12 protein-coding genes and 5 pseudogenes are annotated in these 22,111 nt (G+C 45.4%); 10 read left to right on the top strand and 7 right to left on the bottom strand.

Going from position 1 to position 22,111, the window contains the following annotated elements:
- Positions 1 to 17: 17 nt before the first annotated feature.
- Both D368_RS16865 and D368_RS16860 read right to left on the bottom strand, forming a co-directional pair.
- A complete protein-coding gene (locus D368_RS16865; protein ID WP_039253610.1) occupies positions 18 to 875 on the bottom strand; it encodes a Cof-type HAD-IIB family hydrolase in 858 nt (285 codons plus the stop codon).
- Positions 876 to 1,028: 153 nt separating this feature from the next.
- Positions 1,029 to 2,014: pseudogene (locus tag D368_RS16860) on the bottom strand (LCP family protein).
- Between the two features lie 304 nt (positions 2,015 to 2,318).
- On the opposite strand from D368_RS16860, the gene D368_RS16855 reads away from it, so the two are divergent.
- Both D368_RS16855 and D368_RS16850 read left to right on the top strand, forming a co-directional pair.
- Positions 2,319 to 3,695, top strand: coding sequence for a sugar porter family MFS transporter (locus D368_RS16855; RefSeq protein ID WP_025853557.1), 1,377 nt, complete (start codon positions 2,319 to 2,321; stop codon positions 3,693 to 3,695).
- A gap of 93 nt (positions 3,696 to 3,788) precedes the next feature.
- Positions 3,789 to 5,201, top strand: coding sequence for a glycosyltransferase (locus tag D368_RS16850; RefSeq protein WP_128574999.1), 1,413 nt, complete (start codon positions 3,789 to 3,791; stop codon positions 5,199 to 5,201).
- A 3-nt stretch (positions 5,202 to 5,204) separates the two neighbouring features.
- Here the strand turns inward: D368_RS16850 and D368_RS16845 are convergent.
- The 3 genes and pseudogenes from D368_RS16845 to gerBA all read right to left on the bottom strand — a co-directional run bounded on the left by D368_RS16845 (position 5,205) and on the right by gerBA (position 8,891).
- Positions 5,205 to 6,334, bottom strand: a pseudogene (locus D368_RS16845) (Ger(x)C family spore germination protein).
- Positions 6,331 to 7,405, bottom strand: a pseudogene (locus D368_RS16840) (GerAB/ArcD/ProY family transporter). Before D368_RS16840 ends, D368_RS16845 begins: the two co-directional pseudogenes overlap by 4 nt.
- 34 nt (positions 7,406 to 7,439) lie before the next feature.
- Complete coding sequence (gerBA, locus tag D368_RS16835; protein WP_071392381.1) at positions 7,440 to 8,891, bottom strand: spore germination protein GerBA; 1,452 nt, start codon at positions 8,889 to 8,891, stop codon at positions 7,440 to 7,442.
- Positions 8,892 to 9,107: 216 nt separating this feature from the next.
- Here gerBA and manA point away from each other — a divergent pair, with 216 nt between their 5' ends.
- Entirely contained in the window at positions 9,108 to 10,058 is a 951-nt protein-coding gene (gene manA, locus D368_RS16830) for a mannose-6-phosphate isomerase, class I (protein ID WP_101563122.1), read from the top strand.
- Positions 10,059 to 10,198: 140 nt separating this feature from the next.
- A pseudogene (locus D368_RS16825) lies at positions 10,199 to 12,843 on the top strand (N-acetylglucosaminidase).
- 60 nt (positions 12,844 to 12,903) lie between these two features.
- Here D368_RS16825 and D368_RS16820 read toward each other — a convergent pair.
- Both D368_RS16820 and D368_RS16815 read right to left on the bottom strand, forming a co-directional pair.
- Positions 12,904 to 14,070: a CDP-glycerol--glycerophosphate glycerophosphotransferase gene (locus D368_RS16820; RefSeq protein WP_025853551.1), complete on the bottom strand. Its 1,167-nt coding sequence runs from the start codon at positions 14,068 to 14,070 to the stop codon at positions 12,904 to 12,906.
- A 32-nt stretch (positions 14,071 to 14,102) separates the two neighbouring features.
- Positions 14,103 to 14,873: a WecB/TagA/CpsF family glycosyltransferase gene (locus D368_RS16815; RefSeq protein ID WP_128574998.1), complete on the bottom strand. Its 771-nt coding sequence runs from the start codon at positions 14,871 to 14,873 to the stop codon at positions 14,103 to 14,105.
- Between the two features lie 355 nt (positions 14,874 to 15,228).
- Here D368_RS16815 and tagD point away from each other — a divergent pair, with 355 nt between their 5' ends.
- From tagD to tagH, 6 genes and pseudogenes are all read left to right on the top strand, one after another.
- A complete protein-coding gene (tagD, locus tag D368_RS16810) occupies positions 15,229 to 15,618 on the top strand; it encodes a glycerol-3-phosphate cytidylyltransferase (protein ID WP_003151361.1) in 390 nt (129 codons plus the stop codon).
- Between the two features lie 137 nt (positions 15,619 to 15,755).
- Positions 15,756 to 17,294: a glycosyltransferase family 2 protein gene (locus tag D368_RS16805; protein ID WP_025853548.1), complete on the top strand. Its 1,539-nt coding sequence runs from the start codon at positions 15,756 to 15,758 to the stop codon at positions 17,292 to 17,294.
- 49 nt (positions 17,295 to 17,343) lie between these two features.
- A complete protein-coding gene (locus D368_RS20305) occupies positions 17,344 to 17,874 on the top strand; it encodes a hypothetical protein (protein WP_486129282.1) in 531 nt (176 codons plus the stop codon).
- An 8-nt stretch (positions 17,875 to 17,882) separates the two neighbouring features.
- Positions 17,883 to 19,517: a CDP-glycerol glycerophosphotransferase family protein gene (locus D368_RS16800; protein WP_486129281.1), complete on the top strand. Its 1,635-nt coding sequence runs from the start codon at positions 17,883 to 17,885 to the stop codon at positions 19,515 to 19,517.
- Positions 19,518 to 19,702: 185 nt separating this feature from the next.
- On the top strand, positions 19,703 to 20,530 hold the full coding sequence (locus D368_RS16795) for an ABC transporter permease (protein ID WP_003151365.1): 828 nt from the start codon (positions 19,703 to 19,705) through the stop codon (positions 20,528 to 20,530).
- 20 nt (positions 20,531 to 20,550) lie between these two features.
- Positions 20,551 to 22,094, top strand: a pseudogene (gene tagH, locus D368_RS16790) (teichoic acids export ABC transporter ATP-binding subunit TagH).
- Positions 22,095 to 22,111 lie beyond the last annotated feature (17 nt).

Here is a 22,111-nt window from a genome sequence, read left to right as displayed (position 1 = left end):
GACCTGGCTTTTACCTTTTATTTCCTGTTGTCGAGAAGCCGGTTGATGAAATATGCGACGCCGTTTTCATCGTTGCTTTTTGTAATATACGTGCTTTTTTCTTTCAGTTCATCAATCGCATTGCCCATGGCGATGCGGTTTCCCGCCGCTTCAAACATGGAGAAATCATTCGGGCTGTCGCCGATGGCGTAAATATCCTGTTTTTCAATTCCGTACAGTGAGGCAAGCTCCGTCAGAGCACGTCCCTTTCCGGAACCGGCAGGGAGGATTTCGATAATGTGTTTTCCGGAAGATGTCTGGGATAATTTCGGATGATGTGTAATTTCTTCTTTGGCGTTTCTCAGTTTTTCCATATCAAAAGAGAAACAAAGAAGCTTGTAAACATGTTCGTCTCCGTTAAAAATCGCCTGTATATCCTGTACGGGTTTAATGCCGAATTGTTTGAACTGCGTCTTTGCGCCCTCCCATAATGTCTGAATATCTTCCTTGGGATTGGCGCTTTTCAGAATGTCCAGTTCTGCCTGCAGTTTGGACTCGCCGTCAAACGGGGACAGCAGATGATCATCTGTATAGACCTCAAAGTAAATGTCTTTGTCCGTTAAATAAGCGGCGATATCCTTTCCGGCCTGCTGATCCATTAAGAGGCGGCTGACGAGGCGGTATCCTTTGTCATGGACTGTCCCGCCGTTTGCAGCAATGATCGGAATATCCAAATCCTTTAAGAGCGCTTTTACATCAAACGTGGCTCTGCCCGTGCAGATGGCCACGAGAATGCCCGCTTCATCCGCTCTTTGTAAAGCCGCTCTGTTTTCCGGAGAAATCACACTGTCCGAATTCAGTAATGTGCCGTCTAAGTCAATGGCTATCAATTTCATATGTATGGATGCCCTCCTTAAAAATAAAGCTGCTTCATGTAGTATGTTCAGCTTTGTGCGAAATCAGCAGAAAGCCGTCAGTTAAAAGGCTATACCTTCATGTCCTTTTTTCAACAGAAAAACGGCGGGATTTGCTAATCCCGCCGTGACATCTTACGCGTCTAAATCATTTTTTAATTTCGTTTTTACTTCTTGAAGGTTTTCCTCATTCAGCTTGAAGTAATAAATATTTTTGCCGTACTGAGGAGTGTAAATGTAGCTGTCTGAACCTGTCAGCTGCAAAGAATTCACCGATTTCAGCGATGTGATAAACGGGAACAGACCGATGGCGTCATTAAGAGATAAGTTCATTTTCAAGTTTTTCCCTAAGCTGTCGACGATATCGTCATAAGATGGGATCGAGCTTAACGATTTAGATTTTTAATAATGGCGCTCAGCACTTCCATCTGTCTTTGTCCGCGCATCAGATCGGTGTCCGCTTTGCGTGTTCTTACATAAGCCAGTGCCTGCTCACCGTCAAGCGTCTGGACGCCCGGCTTCAGCACGACTTTTCCTTTTGTATCGACTTTAATACGATCGGCAATTTTCTGGCTTTTCACATTTACCGTAACGCCGTTCAACTCATTGACGACATCGCGGAACGCGTCGAAGTTGCTCTCAACCACATAATCTACCGGAATATCAAACATGTTTTCTACTGTTTTATAAGTTAAATTATAACCGCCGTAAGCATGTGCGTGCGCGAATTTGTCATAGCCGTGACCCGGAATGTTGACATAGGAATCCCGCGGAATGCTGAGCATCGTCGCTGTTTTCTTTTTCCGGTTGAAGGTGACGAGCACATTGGCGTCACTTCTTGCGTCATCTACTGATTCGCCCTTATTGTCACGGGCGTCTATTCCTAAAAGCAATACGGTGAAAGAATCCTTCTTCGGGTCAAATTCTTTGATCCGTTTTACGGACTGGTCGCCGCGGTCAAGGCTGACGTGCGCTTCTTTGGTTGCATTATTCAATTTCACAAATGCGTAGGTGCCGACGGAACCGGCGATCACCAATAAGAAAGCGGCGAATACCAGTACAAATTTCACCCATTTTCTGAGGCGTCTTTTCTTTTTTCTGCGTTGAGATCGTTCTTCCATATCATTACCTCTCGTTTCTATTCTTTGTGAAGCGTACCATAATTGTTGACTTGGAGCAACTCTGCAAATGAGAAAATTCTAAATCTTTCTCTCTATTTCGACAACATCTACTGTTATTTTTGCATCAGGTTCACATTATATTGGACGGCAGGAAGCGGGAAATGTTTCGGCGCTTTGTAAAAAATAATCAGTAAAATAATGGATATTAACGGTGCGGAAGGTTTGAAACAATCGGAAACAGGCAAAAGAAGCAGTAGAACAATTCCGCGCGGATACAGCGTTGGATGAAGGGAGTCTATATAACATGAAAAGCATACACTCGAATAAATGGCTCTATTTTTTCGGCGCACTCGGCGGCGCGTTATACGGATATGATACCGGGGTCATTTCCGGAGCTATTTTGTTTATGAAAAAAGAACTGGGACTGAACGCCTTTACAGAAGGCCTCGTCGTCAGTTCGTTATTGGCGGGGGCGATTCTCGGATCGGGATTCGCCGGCAAACTGACCGACCGGTTCGGCAGGCGGAAGGCCATCATGGGAGCGGCGCTGCTGTTTTGTATAGGCGGTTTAGGAGTCGCTTTTGCCCCGAATACAGGGGTGATGGTTCTTTTCCGGATTATTCTCGGACTGGCTGTCGGAACATCTACAACGATCGTCCCGCTCTATTTATCGGAGCTGGCTCCGAAGCATAAACGGGGGGCGCTTTCTTCGCTGAATCAGCTGATGATTACGGTCGGAATCCTCGTTTCTTATATCGTGAACTATATATTTGCCGATGCAGGCGCTTGGCGCTGGATGCTTGGACTTGCGGTTGTGCCGTCAGTCATTCTGCTGATCGGAATCTTATTTATGCCGGAAAGCCCGCGCTGGCTGTTTACGATCGGCAAAGAAGAGAAAGCAAGAGAAATCCTTTCATCATTGCGGGGAACGAAGAATATTGATGATGAGATTGATCAGATGAAAGAAGCGGAAAAGGAAAACGAAGGCGGCTTGAAAGAATTGTTTGAGCCGTGGGTGAGACCCGCGCTGATTGCCGGCCTCGGACTTGCCTTTTTGCAGCAATTCATCGGGACAAATACAATTATTTATTACGCACCGAAAACATTTACCAGTGTCGGGTTCGGCAATTCCGCGTCTATATTGGGAACGGTCGGAATCGGCGCCGTCAATGTCATCATGACGCTTGCGGCTATTAAAGTCATTGATAAGATCGGCCGGAAGCCGCTGCTGCTGGCTGGAAATGCGGGCATGGTCATCAGTCTGCTCGTATTGGCCGCGGTCAATCTTTTCTTTGAACATTCAGCAGCCGCATCATGGACAACGGTGATTTGTTTAGGCCTGTTTATCATTGTGTTTGCGGTCAGCTGGGGGCCTGCCGTGTGGGTCATGCTTCCTGAATTATTCCCGCTGCATGTCCGGGGTATCGGGACGGGTGTCTCCACTTTGATGCTGCATGCCGGAACATTGATTGTCTCATTAACCTATCCGATGTTAATGGAAGCAGTCGGCATCAGCTATTTATTTCTCATTTATGCCGCGATCGGGATACTGGCATTCCTGTTCGTCCGGTTTAAAGTGACCGAGACGAAGGGGAAAAGCCTTGAAGAAATTGAGCAGGATCTGAAAAGCCGTAACGGAGGCTCGGGATCAGAATCAAATCGGCGGACAGTTCATCCGTAATATTCAGTTTTAGGGGGGCGGTTATTCACCGGCCCCTCAAAACGGATGCCGAGCGGGTGCCCGGTCACATAAATGACGGGGATATGTCATACGTTGTATAAAGTCACGATAAAGGCGGGGATGCCGGTGAAAACGAGTATTATTATCCTTACATATAATGAACTTGAGCTGACGAAACAATGTCTGGCCAGCATTGAACGATACACCGACAAAGATAAGATTGAACTGATTATAGTTGACAACGGTTCCTCAGACGGAACGAGAGAATACATATCAAATCTGCCTGACGTCAAAGTCGTCCTTAATGAAAAAAACCTCGGGTTCGCCAAGGGGTGCAACCAGGGAATCGAAGCGGCAGGGGGAGAAAATCTGCTGTTTCTGAACAACGATACGATGGTCACGAAAAATTGGCTCACCTCCATGCTGAGGGTGCTGTATCAATCTGAAAAAACCGGTATGGTCGGGCCCGTCAGCAACTATGTCAGCGGCGCGCAAATGATCCATGACGCGTATCAATCGCTTGATGAGCTGGAGTCATTCGCGGAGGCGTATTGCGCCCGGGAAAAGCATCATACAAAGCGGGTGCTGCGCCTTGTCGGCTTCTGTCTTCTGGTGAAAAGAAGCGTCATTGAAGACATCGGCCCGTTCGATGAGCAATTCGGATACGGTTCTTTTGAAGATGATGACCTATGTCTGCGCGCCCTGCAAAAAGGCTACAGCCTGCACATCGCTCTCGATGCCTTTGTGCATCACCACGGGCATGCGACGTTTACGGCTAATCAGGATATCAATATCAATCAGTTATATTCGGAGAACCGCCAGCGTTTTACGGAAAAATGGGGCACTGATTTTACGTACTTTACTCATCCGAGACCGGAAATTGCGGAGCTCGTTCCCCGGGAGGCGAAACGGATACTTGATGTCGGCTGCGGTGCGGGAGCTACGGGGCTGGAACTTCAAAACAGACAGCCTTGCGAACTGTACGGAATAGAACTGCACCCGCTGGCGGCGCAAGCGGCAAAAGGTCATTATGAAGCGGTGCTGCAGGAAGATGTCGAAAAAGTGAAGCTGCCTTATCCGGAAGGCTTTTTTGATTGCATCATTTTCGCGGACATCCTTGAGCACTTAAAAGACCCGTGGCGCGTCATTGAAACGTACTCATCCTATTTGTCGCCTGCCGGATCAATTGTTTGCAGCATTCCGAATATTTCCCACGCCGAAGCGCTGTTCCCGCTTCTGCTCGGTGACTGGACATACAGAGACGCCGGCATTCTCGACCGCACCCACTTGCGGTTTTTTACGCCGCAGACGGTGCGCACGCTCTTTCCGGAAGAGACATTTGACGTGAAAAAGCAGTCCTATACGTATGTTCACGTGGATGAGCGGGTGCAGCTGTTTTTACAGGAAATCACACGAATGGCGCAATCGATGCAATTTCCGGTGACACAGCTGCCCGAACAAAGCAGGATTTATCAAATTCTCCTTCGTGTCGAAAAAACACGCTGAAGGCTACCGTCCCATCGTTCCGAAGTTGGTAATCTGAATGGAAACATCATAGTCAAAGGCCGCTTCGGAGAAGGTCTCATCCCAGCGGTGCTTCACTTTCTTCCAATAGTCGGGATATTGAATGCGGACTCTGTCAGAAAAGAATACAGGGTCCGTTTCATATTGATTCTGCAGCTTATCGATGACTTCTTTCATATCGCTTTTCAGTTTTTTTTCGAAAACCTTTTCCAGCCCGTTTAAATAGTGCTGATCGAATGAATCTTCTCCGGCATATTGATCCTCTGACAAAAGGCCTTTTGTTTTCACCGCTACATGAAATGACAGCTTCCCGTTTTTCAGCAGGGGGGTGATGGAGGATGTTGATTTTTTGATCTCGAAGGTAATCGGATGCCCCCCTTTATCCAAAGCGGGCAGCACGCCGCCCCGTATCGTCCCCATCAGCCAATTCAGGCTCTGTACTTCGTATGATGACAGAAAGCCCGCCAATCTGTTTTGTTTTCCGTTTTTGATAATGGCCGCTCCGTCATACACCGTTTTCCTTTTTGATTGCTGACGGCCTGAATGAGAAAACTGAGTTTATTATGGCAGTAAATCGAAGCTCTCCCGATTCGGAGCGGTTTTAAAATCTTCCCGTTGTAGCCGCCGTTGTTCGTAAGGTCGATCAGCTTTTCCGCGGGCATGGGCTGCTGCTGATTCGGCGTCGGCTCCGTCAGAATATCGGACGCTTTGCCTCTTGCCGCGAAGAGATAGCTGCTCCGCCTTAATTCATCATCGCGGATAAAATGATTCATCATCTGCAGTATATTTTGGTCGGCCAGCAATTTGTCGCTGAATATCAGCACTTTTAAATGATCGCTGTAAACGGGCGGATCTTTTAAAGCGACTTCACTGACGGCTTCAAGAATGGTATCCCCCCGCGACGTCACATTGACAAACACGGGCCGGCCGGAAGCCTGGCTGTTTTCACTTTGGGGCAGCAGGTTTTGATAGGTTAATTTATATCGGCGGTCACTCGTCTCGTCTATCGCCAGCCCCCGGGCGAAAGACAGCTTTTCGACTTCCTTCGCGTCCCAGCACCCTGAAAGCGTCATCAGTATGAAAAGCGCCGCCGCCCATTTTACGAAATGTGTCATGACGTCTGTTTCCTCCCGGCTATTTTTTTCATCCAGCTGACAAACCAGATGAGAAAAGGAATCATAATGACGGCAAAAAACGCATATCCGAGAATATTCGCGAATGCAAACACACTGTTGATATCATCGGGGTACATTGAAAGGCCGAATGTCACTGCCAATAAGCCCCCCAGCAGCCAGGCATTGTTTTATTTTCAGTTTGAAAATGGTGTTTAATCCGAGATGCGCTCCTTTAAAAGAACCGAGCATACAGGTGAACTGCTGGCATGTCCACGTAATTAAAAGAAAGATATCAAACCTTTCGATGAAAATACCGCGGATTTCCAAGGCGTGAATCAGGGAAATGGTCGGATATGTCACCGTTTTGGCTTCAGCGATCGACATACAGCCAATTACGACAAGCAGCGTAAAGCTGTAAAATAAGCCTGCGCCTGCGATGCCGAAGACGGCAGCCTTTTTCGCCTGCTTCGGATTTTTCATAAACGGCACCAGATAAAGAATCACCTCAAGTCCTGAAAAATACAGAAGGGTCCGCGGAAACAGCTCAAAAAAGCTTTTGTAGCCTCCTTCCATGACCGGGCGGACGAAATCCAGCTTAAACAGTCTCAGGCTGAATATGAGCAGCACAATCAGAATGACGATCGCAATCGGGAACAGATAGGCATAGAGTTTTGAAATGGGATAGACCCCGCCGGTCACATGGTAGATGCCGACCGCCAGAAAGATGAATATGACGACACCCATCGGCGTATTTTTCAGTAAAAAGTAATTGATGACCTCACCGAGAAAACGGGCTTGAAAACAGACGGTGACGACAAAATAACAGCTGATGAATAAATTCAGAAGAGAACCGATGGCGCGGCCCAGGATGCTTTGATTCAGCTCATAAATGGTTTCCCCGCTGTTTTTCTGCAAAAACGGCATAAAGAGCAGGACGATGCCGATAAACACGAGACTCTGCACAAGAATAATGATCCATCCGCTCGGACTGTCCGCTGCTGCGGCGGAGCGCGGCAGTGTTAACACGCCCGCTCCGATCATTGTTCCGCTTACCATGAGAAGTGTCTGCATAAACGACAGCTTGTCTTCCGGTTTTTCATGGTGATCACCTTTGCTTGATTTTATCTTTCGTCTCTTTTCTGGTCGGCCGTTTTTTCAAAAGAGGCGTCGGCAGTCTGACGATCGTATCTTTTAAGTCCTGTCCCGGCTGCGCCATGATCGGAATAAGATAGTCCTGGCCGAAGCTTTTCAGGCGCATCAGATGGCCGACGACAAGCAGATAACACATGATCAGTCCGTATAAACCTAATATCGCCGACAAAATCATCGAAAAAATACGGATGAGTCTCAGCGGAAAATTGAACGCATAGGAGGGCGCCGTAAAAGAAGCCAATGCCGTAACGGATACGATAATGACCATCATCGCGCTGACGATGTTCGCCTGAACGGCGGCCTGCCCGATCACCACGCCCCCGATCAGGCCGATCGTCTGTCCGATCGGCTTCGGCAGCCTGAGTCCGGCTTCTCTGATCATCTCAATCGTAAAAATCATAATAAACGCTTCAACAAAAGGGGGAAACGGAACATTCAATCTGCTTCCGGCAATCGTCACCGCCATTCTCGTCGGTAAAAGCCCCGTGTGAAACGTAACGAGCGATATGTAAAGGCCGGGTAAATAAATCGTGATTAAAATGCATGTATACCGAAGCAGCCTGAGAAAGTTAACCGGAACCCACCGCTGATTATAATCGTCAGGTGAGTGGATAAATTCATCAATGGTAGCCGGCACCAAAAGGGTAAAAGGCGTTCCGTCTACAAGAATGGAGACCCTTCCTTCCAAAAGAGCGCCCATAACCCGGTCGGGCCGTTCGGTCGTCAAGACGGTCGGGAAAATGGAATACGTGTTATCTTCAATAAGCTGCTCGATCGTTCCTGATTCCGGAATGTCATCAATGGTGATCGAATCCAGTCTTTTCATCACTTCTTTTACAACATCATCAGGCGCAATATCCCGAATGTAAGCAACGGCGATCCGCTTTTTTGTCCGTTCGCCGAGTGTGATCTCTTTGATCTGGAGGTTGGGATCACCGGACTGCTCGCGCAAAAGCGCCGTGTTCGTTCGGAGCTTTTCGACAAAACCTATCCTCGGCCCCCGTTCAAGCACTTCTGAAGCCGGTTCTTCAATATCACGCATTTTAAATGTTTCCGTCTCAAACGAAAGGGCTTCCTCCCATCCCTCCGCCAGCAAAACCGATTTGCCGGAAAAAATGTCTGCCTCCGCGTCCTTAAGTGAAGAAAGCCGGGTGTGACGATAGCCGAAAGAGATGGATGACGGCGGTATTTCAGCCGGTTCCTCTTGATGCAGGGCGGCCGCCTGCACGGGCGAAATAATATATTCCGCAAGCAATTGATTCTCGGTCAGTCCGTCTATATATATAAGACAGGCGTCACATTTGCCGTTTCCGTACGTAAACGAATAAAACATCATGTCATCGCTTTGGCCGATCCGTTTTTTCAGCGCTTCAAGGTTTTTGCCGAGCTCCGCATGTATCGTCATAATGTTCCCCCCTTTCCATCAGTTATTTTAATTTGCGACAAACAAGGCATTTTATTCTGGAATAGGAAATGACTGAGCATTCCGCCCCATCCGAATGGTATAATGAGCAGGTCAGCCATTTTATACATATTGTTTAAACCGCGGCTCCCTCCGTGTTTTAAAAAAGACACAGGGGGAATGGGATATGAGCCGCTTTTTAAGGGGAGGGGAACGAACATGACGCAAGAGCCGATTTTTCTACAGCCTGTATGTAAAGAAAAAATATGGGGCGGCACGTTATTACGCGAACGATTCGGATATGACATACCTTCAGAAACAACCGGCGAATGCTGGGCGATATCAGCCCATCCGCACGGAATGAGCACGGTCAAAAGCGGTCCGTATCAAGGGAAAACCTTGATGGAACTGTGGGATCAGCATAGAGAATTATTCGGCGGAACGGAAGGGGACCGGTTTCCGCTGCTGACGAAAATACTGGACGTCAAACATCATCTGTCCGTTAAAGTCCACCCTGACGATTATGACGCCGAGGAGCATGGACAGGGCGAAACGGGGAAATCTGAGTGCTGGTACATTATTGACTGTAAAGAAAATGCGGAAATCATATACGGCCATACGGCCCGTTCGAAAGCGGAACTTGTCACCATGATTAACAGCGGTGACTGGGAAGGCCTGCTGCGCCGCGTGAAGATCAAACCCGGCGATTTTTATTATGTGCCGAGCGGAACCATCCATGCCATTTGCGCCGGGGCGCTCGTGCTGGAAATACAGCAGAATTCAGACGCCGCCTACCGGATATATGATTACGGGCGTACAGATCAAAACGGCGGGGCGCGTGAGCTGCATATCCGCGATGCCGTCAACGCCGCCACCGTTCCTCATGTGGACGGATTTTTGGATGAATCAACTGAAACGAGAAAAGGCGTCACCATTAAAACCTTTGTGCAGGGAGAATATTTTTCTGTATACAAATGGGATATCAGCGGGACGGCGGAAATGACCCAGGACGCTCCGTTTATGCTGTGCAGCGTCACAGAAGGAAGCGGCTCCATTATCTTTGAAGGCAAGTCCGCCAAGCTTGAAAAAGGCGCGCATTTCATACTGCCGGATCAGATGCCTGACTTTACGATAAACGGAGATTGCACGATCATCGTTTCTCATATATAAAACCAAACTTAATCCCAGCTCTGGGATTAAGTTTTTTTTATTTGGAAAACTGGGTGATTTCTCTCTGTAAAAATGAAGAAGGCCGGCCGATAAATAAACTAGTTTGATAGAAACCAATTGAATCAGAAAGAGGAGAAGGAATGAAAAAGAGATTTGTTGCACCTATGTTATTGTCCGCCGTTTTCCTTGTCTTTAGCACCGTTACACAGCACGCCGATGCCGCATACAGCGACTACTCCGTTTACGAGCTGGAAACGAAGCAGCAATTTGCTTCTGAGAACGAGGCGCTTCAAGCGGCAGCGAAATTGAAAAAGGATACGGGGTGGCAGGCTGACGCAAAGAAAGCCGGAAATGCGCCGCTCACTTATCAAATCTCAGCTTCAGGCTTACACGATGAAACGGATGCGAAAACCGTGCTGAAAGATTTTACAAAGCAGACGGGCGTGGCCGGCACTTACAGCGCAAGCGGAAGCAAACAGCCTTACGTGACCGTCACATCAGGCGTTCTGTCAGACGAGCGGCAGCCGAAAAATCTTCTTGCCGAACTGACGAAAAAAACGGGCGTGACCGGCGCCGTCAAGCCGGCGGGGACAAAACAGCCGTATATGCAGGTCGTGACTTCTGAGATGGCGGCCGATGTAGATGCAAAAGCGCTCTCGCAAGGGTTGACGAAGCAGACGGGCGTGAAAGCGTCATACCGTCAGATCAAACGGGAAACAGCCCGGTTTCAGATCCAATCGGGAACAATCTCCGGCGATCAAAAAGCCGCTCAGATTCAAACTGATTTTCAAAAGGAAACAGGATTGCAATCGTCGCTGAAAGTCACGGCAAAGGCCAGTCCGAATATCACCGTGACAGCCTCTGACATTTCAAATGCAAATAATGCGGCAGGTTTAGTGAAACAGCTGCAGCAGAAAACGGGCGTCAAAGGGAACGTTCAAAAGTATGCCCAAAGCAAAACAGCAACTGTGTATAATGTGCAGTCAGGATATTTTAACGGAGTAAGCGCCGTACAAAATGCTATCACCCAAATCAAGAAGAATACGGGCGTCAGCGGAAGCTATCAAAAAGCCGGCAAGAAAAATAATTACACGGCCGTGATGAGCGGACTGACGGCTAAGCAGCTGCAAAGCGTGCAAGCTTTCTTTAAAAAGAAAAAATGGCATTGCGACGCATCGCCTGTCAAAAAGACAGCATCAGTGTCCGTTTACCGGATCACGGCAGGGCAGCTTACCGCTGCAAAGGCAGATCAAACGGAGGCGTTTTTCCGCCAGCAGCATGTAAAGACGGCAAGAACAGCGGCGGGAAAAACAGCAGAAAACAAATATCAGCTGCTTTCTCAGCAGACGGCAGACCAGTCGAAGATAAAAAAAGGATTGAATCTGCTGGCGGGATATAAACTGACTGCCATTTCAAAAACGATATCCAAGCAGACGGACACAACGTACCAAGTCACAACCGAATCACTGCTTGATACGGCAAAGATCAATCAATCGCTGGATTTTTTCAAAGGGAAAAAAGTATCCGCCTCCGCACAGAAAACAGGTGAAGCGGCGTATACACAATTCAGAATTGAAACGGCACCGCTGCTTAAGAAGGAAGACATTGACCGCGTGACTGCTTTTTTCAAGCAAAACAAAGCGGCCGGCACTGTGAAGGAGACGGGGAAAACCGGCTCTGCACAGTACGTCATCAAAACCGAAACATTCAGCAGTAAAACCGTTTTAAATAAAAGCATGAGCTTTTTCAGCGCCAAACAATTACAGGCCGGCTATACGAGTGAAAGCCATCCGGTTTATGAACTCCGCATTCGCGATCAATTCACGGGAGCGCAGTCAGCGGACGCCGCCTCCCAAAAGCTGAAAAAGCTGTACGGATGGACGATGGCTATTCTGAAAATAAAAACGGACCGCAAATCATGAATACCAATTACAACATCTCGCTGGCAGATATGGTCAAAAAACAAATGACGGTCAGCCCGCAGACTGATGCCGCGGCTTATGCATCGCTTACGTACATCAATACGGCCTCCGGAACGGTCACAGCCGACGTCCTGAACGTCCGGTCAACTCCGGAAGTCAGCTCCGGCAATATTATCGGGCAGTTGAAAAAAGGCGATAAAGTCAGCATCACAGGCCAGACAAACGGCTGGGCCAAACTCAGCATGGGCTGGAGAAACGCCAGCAGTGACGAAGTCGGGCAGTACGTCAATCCGGCTCACTTCGCACAAGACAGCAAGTATTACTTTCAATTTCTGAAGCTCTCTCAGACAGCCGGACTGAACGCATCGGAACTGAATCAAAAAGTGCTGGTCAATAAAGGAATACTGACAGGAAAAGGCCAGGCCTTTATTACAGCCGCCGGCAAATACAGCATCAATGAAGTGTATTTGATTTCGCATGCTTTGCTTGAAACGGGCAATGGCACGTCAGAGCTTGCGAACGGCATTATGTATAATGGTAAAAAGGTTTACAACATGTACGGCATCGGGGCTTATGACAGCAACCCGAATTACTACGGTGCACAATACGCGTATAAGCAAGGCTGGTTTACTCCGGAAGCCGCGATTATCGGCGGAGCCCAATTTATCGGTGCGTCTTATATTCACAATCCTTCATACGAGCAGGATACGCTGTATAAAATGAGATGGTCTCCAGTCGCGGCTCATCAGTATGCGACAGACATCGGCTGGGCGTATAAGCAGGTAAACCGCATGTACAGCTTATACTCACTGCTGGATGACTATACGCTTTACTATGATGTTCCCGTGTATATGAAAGTATAAAAAAAGGGCTGAAGTGTATGCTTCAGCCCTTTCTTCATGCAAAAAACACCCGCCTCAGATTCAGGCAGGTGCTTCAGCGCAATTTTTCATTTTTGTTTCCGCAAATTTTAATAACGCTTCACTCGAATTCCCATCTGAATACATATTCCATTTGTCCGAGAACCGCTTCATTTCTTCTGCACGAAATGGCTTTTTCGTCATTTCCTCCAGAAGAGCTTCGCTGTCATGACAAGCTTTTCCGGGAATGACGGAAGTATAATTGTCGATTAAACCGCGTTTTCGATCATATTCCTCCAGATCATACGTGAAAAAGAAAATCGGTTTATTTAAGAGCGCGAATTCAAAAGGCACGGAAGAGTAATCCGTAATTAAAATATCAGCCGCTTTCAAGAGATCATGAAGACGCATGTCAGACACGTTCTTGATCAATTCGCTTTCAAACGAAGCCGAAATATGATGCAAAACGGCAGGATGAAGCTTTACAAGCAGCATATACTCTCCGTTTAACGCGTTTGTGAGCTGTTCTTCGGTGAATGGCAGCCGAAAGGACTGCATATCATAATCCCTGAATGTCGGTGCGTACAGGATGATTTTTTTCGGCCATTTGTGCTTCAGTTCGGGCTTGTGTTCTTCATAATACACGTCAGTCAGGGGGACACCCGTTTTTAACAGCTGGCCGTCCCGTATGCCGAACGACTTTTTAAAAACGTCAGCCATCGCGTCTGAACCGACGGTGACAAAGTCAAACGAGCGGTACACTTTTTTAAAACGGCTGATATCTGATGCCGGACGGTTTTGATTCGTCACATCCTCAAGGCCGAACTTTTTCAAAGAGCCGTTCGCATGCCATACCTGAATGCATGTCGTTTGCGGCCGGCGGTTTAATACGCTTGTCATGAGGAAATAGTTATCCGTTATCACCGCTTTGCTCTTAAAAAGGATCAAAACCGCCTTCAAAAGATGCAGCGGATGTTTTTCGTTCAGATAAAAAGAGCCGAGACCTTCCAGCTCTTTTTTCAGACTGACGGCGTGTCTCGTATACAAAACCGTCATTTCATAAGAAAGCGATTCAGCGTGCGCTTTGTAAGAGCGGATGAGAGCCTGTGCATTCTCTTCAAAAGATACCAGCAGGGTCAGATGGTTCTTGGGCTTTACAGGCTTGAACAAAACGCCGAGAACAGACAGATATATAGAATAAAAAGCGGCGAATAAAGATCGCAAGTTCATAGATTACCAATCTCTTTTGCTGTTTTATTTGTTTAAAGCTGTTTCGTTTGATCTTCTGCCTGCTTGGAATACAGGCTTTTATTTGATTTATTATTTCTCAAAACGGTAAAAGCATACTTCGGAATGTTCAGCATCCTTTTCCATCTCCACGGATTCGTCACCAGTCTGTACAGCCATTCCAGATTCGTTTTGATCATCCATTCAGGGGCGCGTTTCACCGTTCCGCTGAACACATCAAAGCTTCCGCCCAAACCGATCGATACAGCCTGAGGGAAAAGATGTTTGTATTCATAAATAAATTGTTCCTGATGGGGATATCCTAAGGCGACAAACACGAGATCGGGTTTCGCCCGGGAAATCTGTTTGGCGACGAAGCGTTTATCCGCTTCATAACCGTTGCTGACTCCGACAACCTCAATATTCGGATACTCTTTGCCGATCCGGTTCAAAACGGCGTCAAGCACGTCTTGCTTAGCTCCGTATAAAAATATTTTTTTAGACTGCCGGTTTGCGAGACCGAGCAGCGACAGAAACACATCGAATCCCGCAATTCTTGATTTCAGCGGGTGCTGCGTCAAACGTGACATTAACACGACGCCGATACCATCCGGCAGGACGAAATCCGCGGAAGAAATGACTTGATGATAACCTTTGTCTTTCGCCGCAGCATATCCGATCTCAGGGTTGACCGTCGCAATGACGGCTCCTTGCTTCTGTGCGATATAATAAGTGTCTAAATATGAAATAAACTCCTGTAAATTTCCATTAACATAAGAAAGGTTGTGCACCATTTCAGTCTGCATCTGCCGTCCTCCTTTTTGTACGGGATTTTCTTTCATTTTTTCGTGACTTAGGCTAAGCTTTATTTTAACATAATACCTTCAGATAAACTTAACAATAGTTTTACAAAAATATAAATAAGATAACAATTTCTTTAATCAACCGCGCAAAAACCCTGCTAAACTCCTATTGTAATAACATTTGTTAATAAGTGGAATTTAACTTCGTTTTACATTGGCTTAACCTTTTCAGGGCTATGTGATATAATGAGGTTCCATGAGTACGAAATTGGCACTTTAGTGATTAAGGATACAGCTGCGCAGCATTTCAGGGCAGTTGCTTGTTATACGTATGATGATAGAAAGGAGCTTTTGTTTCATGAAGAAGGTCATTACTTACGGAACGTTTGATTTACTGCATTGGGGTCATATTAAACTGCTTGAGCGCGCAAAGCAGCTTGGAGATTACCTAGTTGTTGCCATCTCAACAGACGAGTTTAACCTGCAAAAACAAAAAAAGGCCTACCACAGCTATGAACACAGAAAGCTGATTCTGGAAACGATCCGTTATGTCGACGAAGTCATTCCGGAAAACAGCTGGGATCAAAAAGTACGTGACGTAGCAGATCACAACATCGACGTGTTCGTAATGGGAGACGATTGGGAAGGCAAATTCGATTTCCTTAAAGATCAATGCGAAGTCATCTATCTCCCTAGAACCGAAGGCATTTCCACCACACAGATTAAAAAAGAAATTGCCGGGGTGTAATTGAAACATTCGGATATACAGATGATAAAGAAGTACTCCCTCCGGATAGGGAGTACTTCTTGTAATATAAGGTTATTTTCGCTATATTTGTTATGCGCTTTTGAAAAAAAGCTAGACAATAAGAGGAGAATTTAAAGATGAATCTTAGTAACTTTTTTAAGTTGAATAAAAAAGAGTCCAAGCCGTCCGTAGAAGAACGCGAATATACCATTTTAAACAAAGAAGCATTGGCGGAAGAGAAAAAGGTAGCGGTAGTCGTTCCTGTTTATAATGCAGAAGAATATGTAAGGAAAACAGTTGATTCAGTGATCCTTCAAAACATCGGCTTTCAGCATATTTCTTTAATTCTGGTCGATGATTGCTCTACTGATGATTCCAGAAACATCCTGACTGAGTACGCCGAATTGTATGAAAATATTACAGTCGTCTTTTTGAAAGACAACACGGGAACTCCGGCTTATCCGAGAAACTTGGGAATTGAGCTGGCAAATGCGAAGTACATTACATTTTTGGATGCGGATGATTGGTTTGCGCCGAACGGAGTTAAAATCTTATTCGACATGCTTGAAAGAGATCATGTAAATTATGCGGTCGGAAAAACGATCGAAATGCAGGTGAACGGTCAAAAAACGATCGGGAAACATGAGTCTTCGCTGAACAGAGCGAAGGTATCGCCTTTTTCAATCCGGCATATTTTCTATCATCTGGGCCCGCGGGCAAGAATGATGAACTTACAATTTCTAAAAGATAATGATATCAGATATCCGGAAATGAAATTTGCTGAAGATAAGCAATTTTTTATGGATGTTCTTTTGGCGTGCGGAGATATTTCAACGTCAACCGAACCGGTCTATTATCTGAACAGAATGGACAATAATGAGTCGCTGACAAAGCAGACCAATATAATGGAAAAAACCGACACGAACATAGCCGTAATGAAGTATATTCTGAACAAAAAATTAGATACTGAAAAAGAGAAGATGGCGATGAACCGCCTGATCGAATTCGATTCCATTACGCGGCTTTTCGATCGGATGCACTTCCTGAAAAGCGAAAACAAAGAAGCCTACTACAATAAATTCAATGAAATTCTGAATGTGTTAAAGAAGACGAAATACGATATTTCCGAGACATTTTTTCATCCGATTCATAAAACAGCCTACCGTCTGCTGACTCAAAAACGGTATGATGAGGTCGAAAAGCTGTTCCGCTGGTCCAAAAAAGAGCCCGATAAAAACATCGTGACGAAAGACGGACTGGCTTATTTAGAAAGCCCGCTGACGGATGAAGAAAATAAACTGGTCGAACTTCGCATGCACGGAGAAACGGAAAGCGCGGTGTTCGCCGATCATAAATTCACCGTTACGTTCCGCTTGTTCGGACAGGACAGAAATAATGCCCAATATATTCAGTTTCAGCACAGAGATAACATGAAAGTACACCACCAGTTTCCGGTTCAGTCACTGGGAGACGGGCGGTACGTCCTTGAAATCCCGTTAAGTGACATTGAAAAAGTCGGACTTGGCGGTTATATTATGTATGTCATTTATAACGATTATGAACGTGTCATGTTAAACAGAGAAGACGGTGAAAAGGTGACGGCAGAAGCGAACGGACTGCAATATCAATTCTACCGGACGGTGAAGGAGAACCTTTCACTGAAAGTAACAAAATGATGATTGTGATTGGATATGTTTAATTGAAACAGAGGAGTAGACTTATTTTATGGGTATAGAAAATCCTGTCAGATACAAGTTAAAACATCTTAACATAAAGGAAGAGACATTCAGCATTACGATATCCTGTGAAAATGTCACTGCAGGGGAAGAGCCTTCTCTTCAGATTATAAATCGTAAAACAAAAGCGGAACTTTCCGTCCCTCTGAAACGGTTGGCCGGAGAGGGCGGAGAGTACCATGCTGTCATGAGCACGGATCTGCTATCTGACCATACGGACGGCAAAGGATGTCTGGATTTCTATGTCTCCTTTATCAATGATGACAGTGATATCAGTAAAAAACGGTTAAAATCCAGCCTTGAACCTATTGAACTGTCTTCTTATAAAGATGAGGCTCATCATATGTACTTTTTCCCTTACACGACGAAGAAAGGGAATTTCTCCTTAAAGCTGCTGCAGAAAAAGTTCGTCACGCGGATTGATGAAATGGAGCTCGAATCTGACGGCAGCTTACATCTGAAAGGTTTTGCATTCCGGCTGAATGCGGCAGAAACCTTAAAGATAAAAGAAAAAACCTGATTCTGAAAATGAAAAAAGGAAAAGAAGAGGAGCCTCTCATTCTGAAGTATCCGCTTCACGACGTGCCGAGACACGACCTTGATGAATATGTTCAGGACACAACGATGCTTGACACGATAGGCTTTGATACAAAAATTGATTTGAATGCCGTTTATAAAGAATTGAATCAGCAGCTCATCTTTCAATTCCATATTCAATTCATTTTTGAAGATGCCGGGACAGGTGAAGAGATTATCACCAACAGCAAACCGTTAAAGGTTCTGAAATCTGAACATGTAAACCCTAACCAATTCACGATTCTTAAAACGGAAAAAGGGCCTGCCAGATTTCACGTTTTCACGAAAAAGAAAACGAAAAATCTCCACCTGAGAATGAACGATTACAGCTTCAGCACCCGCGTGGAGTATTTTGTGAAAGGAAAGCTGAAACGGGGCGCTTCCTTTGTACGCAAGAGAAAGAATAAGCTGAAAAAGTTCATTGAGAAAAGAATACAAAACACTTATAAAGCAGGATTCAGATTTGCAGGAAAACTGCCTGTCAAACAGAAACTTGTCATGTTTGAAAGCTTTGCCGGAAAACAGTACAGCTGCAACCCGCGGGCGATTTATGAATACATGAGCAAAGAGATGCCGGAATACCGTCTCTGCTGGAGTGTAAACCCCGCTTACTCACAGACATTTAAAGATAAAGGAATTCCTTATATCGAACGCTTTACGTTCAAATGGCTGTTTGCCATGGCAAGAGCCGAGTACTGGGTTGTCAACAGCCGTATGCCGCTGTGGATTCCGAAACCTGAGCATACGACATATGTCCAGACATGGCACGGCACGCCTTTAAAGCGCCTTGCCGTAGATATGGATGAAGTGCATATGCCCGGAACAAACACTGAAAAATATAAGCGCAACTTTACGACAGAGGCTTCAAAGTGGGATTACCTGATTTCACCGAACGCATATTCAACCGAAATATTCGCCCGGGCGTTTCAGTTTAATAAAACCATGATTGAATCGGGATATCCGCGGAATGACTTCCTTCAAACGGATAACAGCCCTTCTGTCATCAAAGCGCTGAAAGAAAAAATGAATCTTCCGCAAGATAAAAAAGTGATTATCTACGCACCGACATGGCGGGATGACCAATTTTATAAGAAGGGAAAATACAAGTTTGACCTTGATTTAGACCTTCACCAATTGAGAGAAGCGATCGGCGACCGTTATGTCATTATTTTACGGATGCATTATCTCGTGGCGGAAAACTTTGATCTCGGACCGTATGAAGGATTCGCGTATGATTTCTCCAGCTACGAAGATATCCGTGAGCTGTATATGGTCTCTGATTTACTCATAACGGACTATTCCTCTGTCTTTTTTGACTATGCGAATCTGAAAAGACCGATGCTGTTTTATGTGCCTGATATCGAAACGTACCGGGATAAACTCAGAGGGTTTTACTTTGACTTTGAAAAAGAAGCGCCCGGCCCGCTTGTCAAAGAAACAGGCGACGTTATCAAATGGGTCAATGAAACGGAATCAGATGATTATAAGCTTCCGGATTCGTTCGGGCCTTTTTACGAGAAGTTCTGTTATTTAGAAACCGGAGAATCGTCTGAAAAAGCCGTAAAAGTGATTTTCGGGGACAAGTAAATAAGTGCAAAAAAGCATAATTTAACCACGTTAATTATGCTTTTTTGCTTAAGTGACGGCATGTTGCGCTCATGGGACTCGGGCTTGTTATGAAGTGAAAAATACATCGTAATCTGTTACAATTATGAGCGGTGCTTTTGTAAGTCAAAGCTATTACCTAAAACTTACGACTAAGGAAGATTAGAATGAATGCATTGGTAAAAATTCTGAAAGAGCAATTCAACTCATTTCCGCTGATTATGCGGCTTGCAGTGTACGAAACGAAATCAAAGTATCAAGTGAACTATTTGGGTATATTGTGGCAGTTTCTCAACCCTATGATTCAAATGCTGGCTTACTGGTTCGTATTTGGTCTCGGGATTCGCGGCGGACATGATATGGTGCTTGGAAATGGAGACAGCGTACCGTTCATCGTCTGGATGCTGGCCGGCTTAATTCCTTGGTTCTTTATCAGTCCGACGATACTGGATGCATCTAACAGCGTTTTTAAACGGATAAATTTAGTGTCGAAAATGAACTTTCCGATCAGTTCACTGCCTTCTGTAGTGATAGCATCGAATTTATTCAGTTATTTTGTGATGATGGCGATTTATATTATTGTGCTGCTGAGCAACGGACTGTTTCCGACGCTTCACTGGCTGCAATATATTTATTACTTGTTTTGCATGATCAGTTTTATGTTTGCTTTCGGCCTGTTTAATTCAACCATCAGCGTATTAATCAGGGACTATCAGTTTTTGCTTCAAGCCGTCACAAGGCTTCTCTTTTTTCTTCTGCCGATTTTCTGGGACATTGCGGAGAAATTTGGAAACAGACCTGAAGTTTTGACCATCTTGAAGTTAAACCCTCTTTTCTATATTATCGAGGGCTTCAGAGACAGCTTTATGGAAGGGCAGTGGTTTTTCCATGATGTGAAATACACGCTGTATTTCTGGTTCGTCACACTGCTGCTGTTAACAGTCGGTTCACTTCTTCATATGAAATTCAGAGATAAGTTTGTTGACTTTCTTTAATATAGTAAGGAGATTATACGATGAAACTAAAAGTTTCGTTCAGAAATGTTTCAAAACAGTATTTTCTATATAAAAAACAGTCTGACAAAATTAAAGGACTGTTTTTCCCAAACAGAAATCAAAAAGGTTTTTTCGCTGTCCGAAATGTATCTTTTGACGTCTATGAAGGGGAAACGATCGGATTCGTAGGTATCAACGGCTCGGGAAAATCAACGATGTCCAATCTGCTTGCAAAGATCATTCCGCCGACAAGCGGTGAGATTGATATGAACGGGCAGCCGTCTTTAATCGCGATTTCTGCCGGATTAAACAATCAATTAAGCGGCAAGGACAACATTCGTTTAAAATGCTTGATGATGGGTCTCAACAATCGGCAGATAGACGAGCTTTATGAAAAAATCGTTGAATTCGCGGATATCGGCGACTTTATAGATCAGCCTGTTAAAAGCTATTCGAGCGGTATGAAATCCCGTCTCGGTTTTGCCATATCGGCGCATATGGACCCTGACATCCTTATTATTGATGAGGCGCTCTCAGTAGGGGACCAGACTTTCTATCAGAAATGTGTGGACCGCATTACGGAATTTAAAGAACGCGGCAAAACGATCTTTTTCGTCAGTCATTCCATCGGACAGATTGAGAAAATGTGTGACCGGGTGGCTTGGATGCATTACGGCGAAATGCGTATGTTCGACGAAACGAAAGCCGTTGTAAAAGAATATAAAGCTTTTGTGGATTGGTTCAACAAGCTTTCAAAGAAAGAAAAAAGAAATATCAAAACGAGCAGATTGAAGGCAGAACGCGTGCAGCCGAGGAACAGAAAATCACTCAGGCGCAGCAAAAGAAAGCGAAGCCTAAATTCATTGCCAATACGATACAGATTACGCTGCTTGCATTGCTGGCTGTCGGCGCAGGCGCTTCGATGTTTTCAGACAAGCCTCTGCGTGCGATCACATCTTTCGGTGATGTCAAACAGAGCGATGCCGGCCTTTATGAGTCTGTGAATAAACCTGCTTTGGTAAAAGCTGAAAAGGCGGACCTTTACACTGAAAAAGATATAAAAGGAAAAGCCTCCGCAAGTGTAAGTTTCGGCACGAAGGTGCAGATAGAAGCCGAGAATAACCAAGCGGCCAAAGTGAGATTAGACGATAAAGAGTACTTTATGAAAAAGACTGATTTGCATAAAGTGAACGCTTTAAAAAAGACGGATGTTCAGCTCAGCGATTTCAGCGGCAGTTTATCAAGCCAAACAGCAGAAGAGTTTCTCTCATATCTCAATAAAAGCCGGGACGATGTGCAGCGTAAATTGAAAAATCCAGCTGCGGGACAAACGGCTGACGGACGGAACGTATTAAAAGCATCCGATGCAAAAACGGATGTAGTGATTGACAATGATACAGTCTCCGAAGTGGTTTTTCATTTATCGCGTCCTGCAGACATCTCAGCTTTAAGTGAAAAAGGCGGCAGCAAAATCAATCAGAATTTGCTCATGCTTAAAAATCAGGAATATACTTTTTCTGTGAACAATGCTGATAAAACACTGACGGTAACGTCTGAAAAGTAAAGATCACATAAAAAAGC

This window comes from Paenibacillus lentimorbus NRRL B-30488, from assembly GCF_000411595.1.
Lineage (GTDB): Bacteria > Bacillota > Bacilli > Bacillales > Bacillaceae > Bacillus > Bacillus velezensis.
The sequence above is the reverse complement of the archived record's forward strand: the minus strand, read 5'-3'. Positions and strand labels throughout refer to the sequence as shown.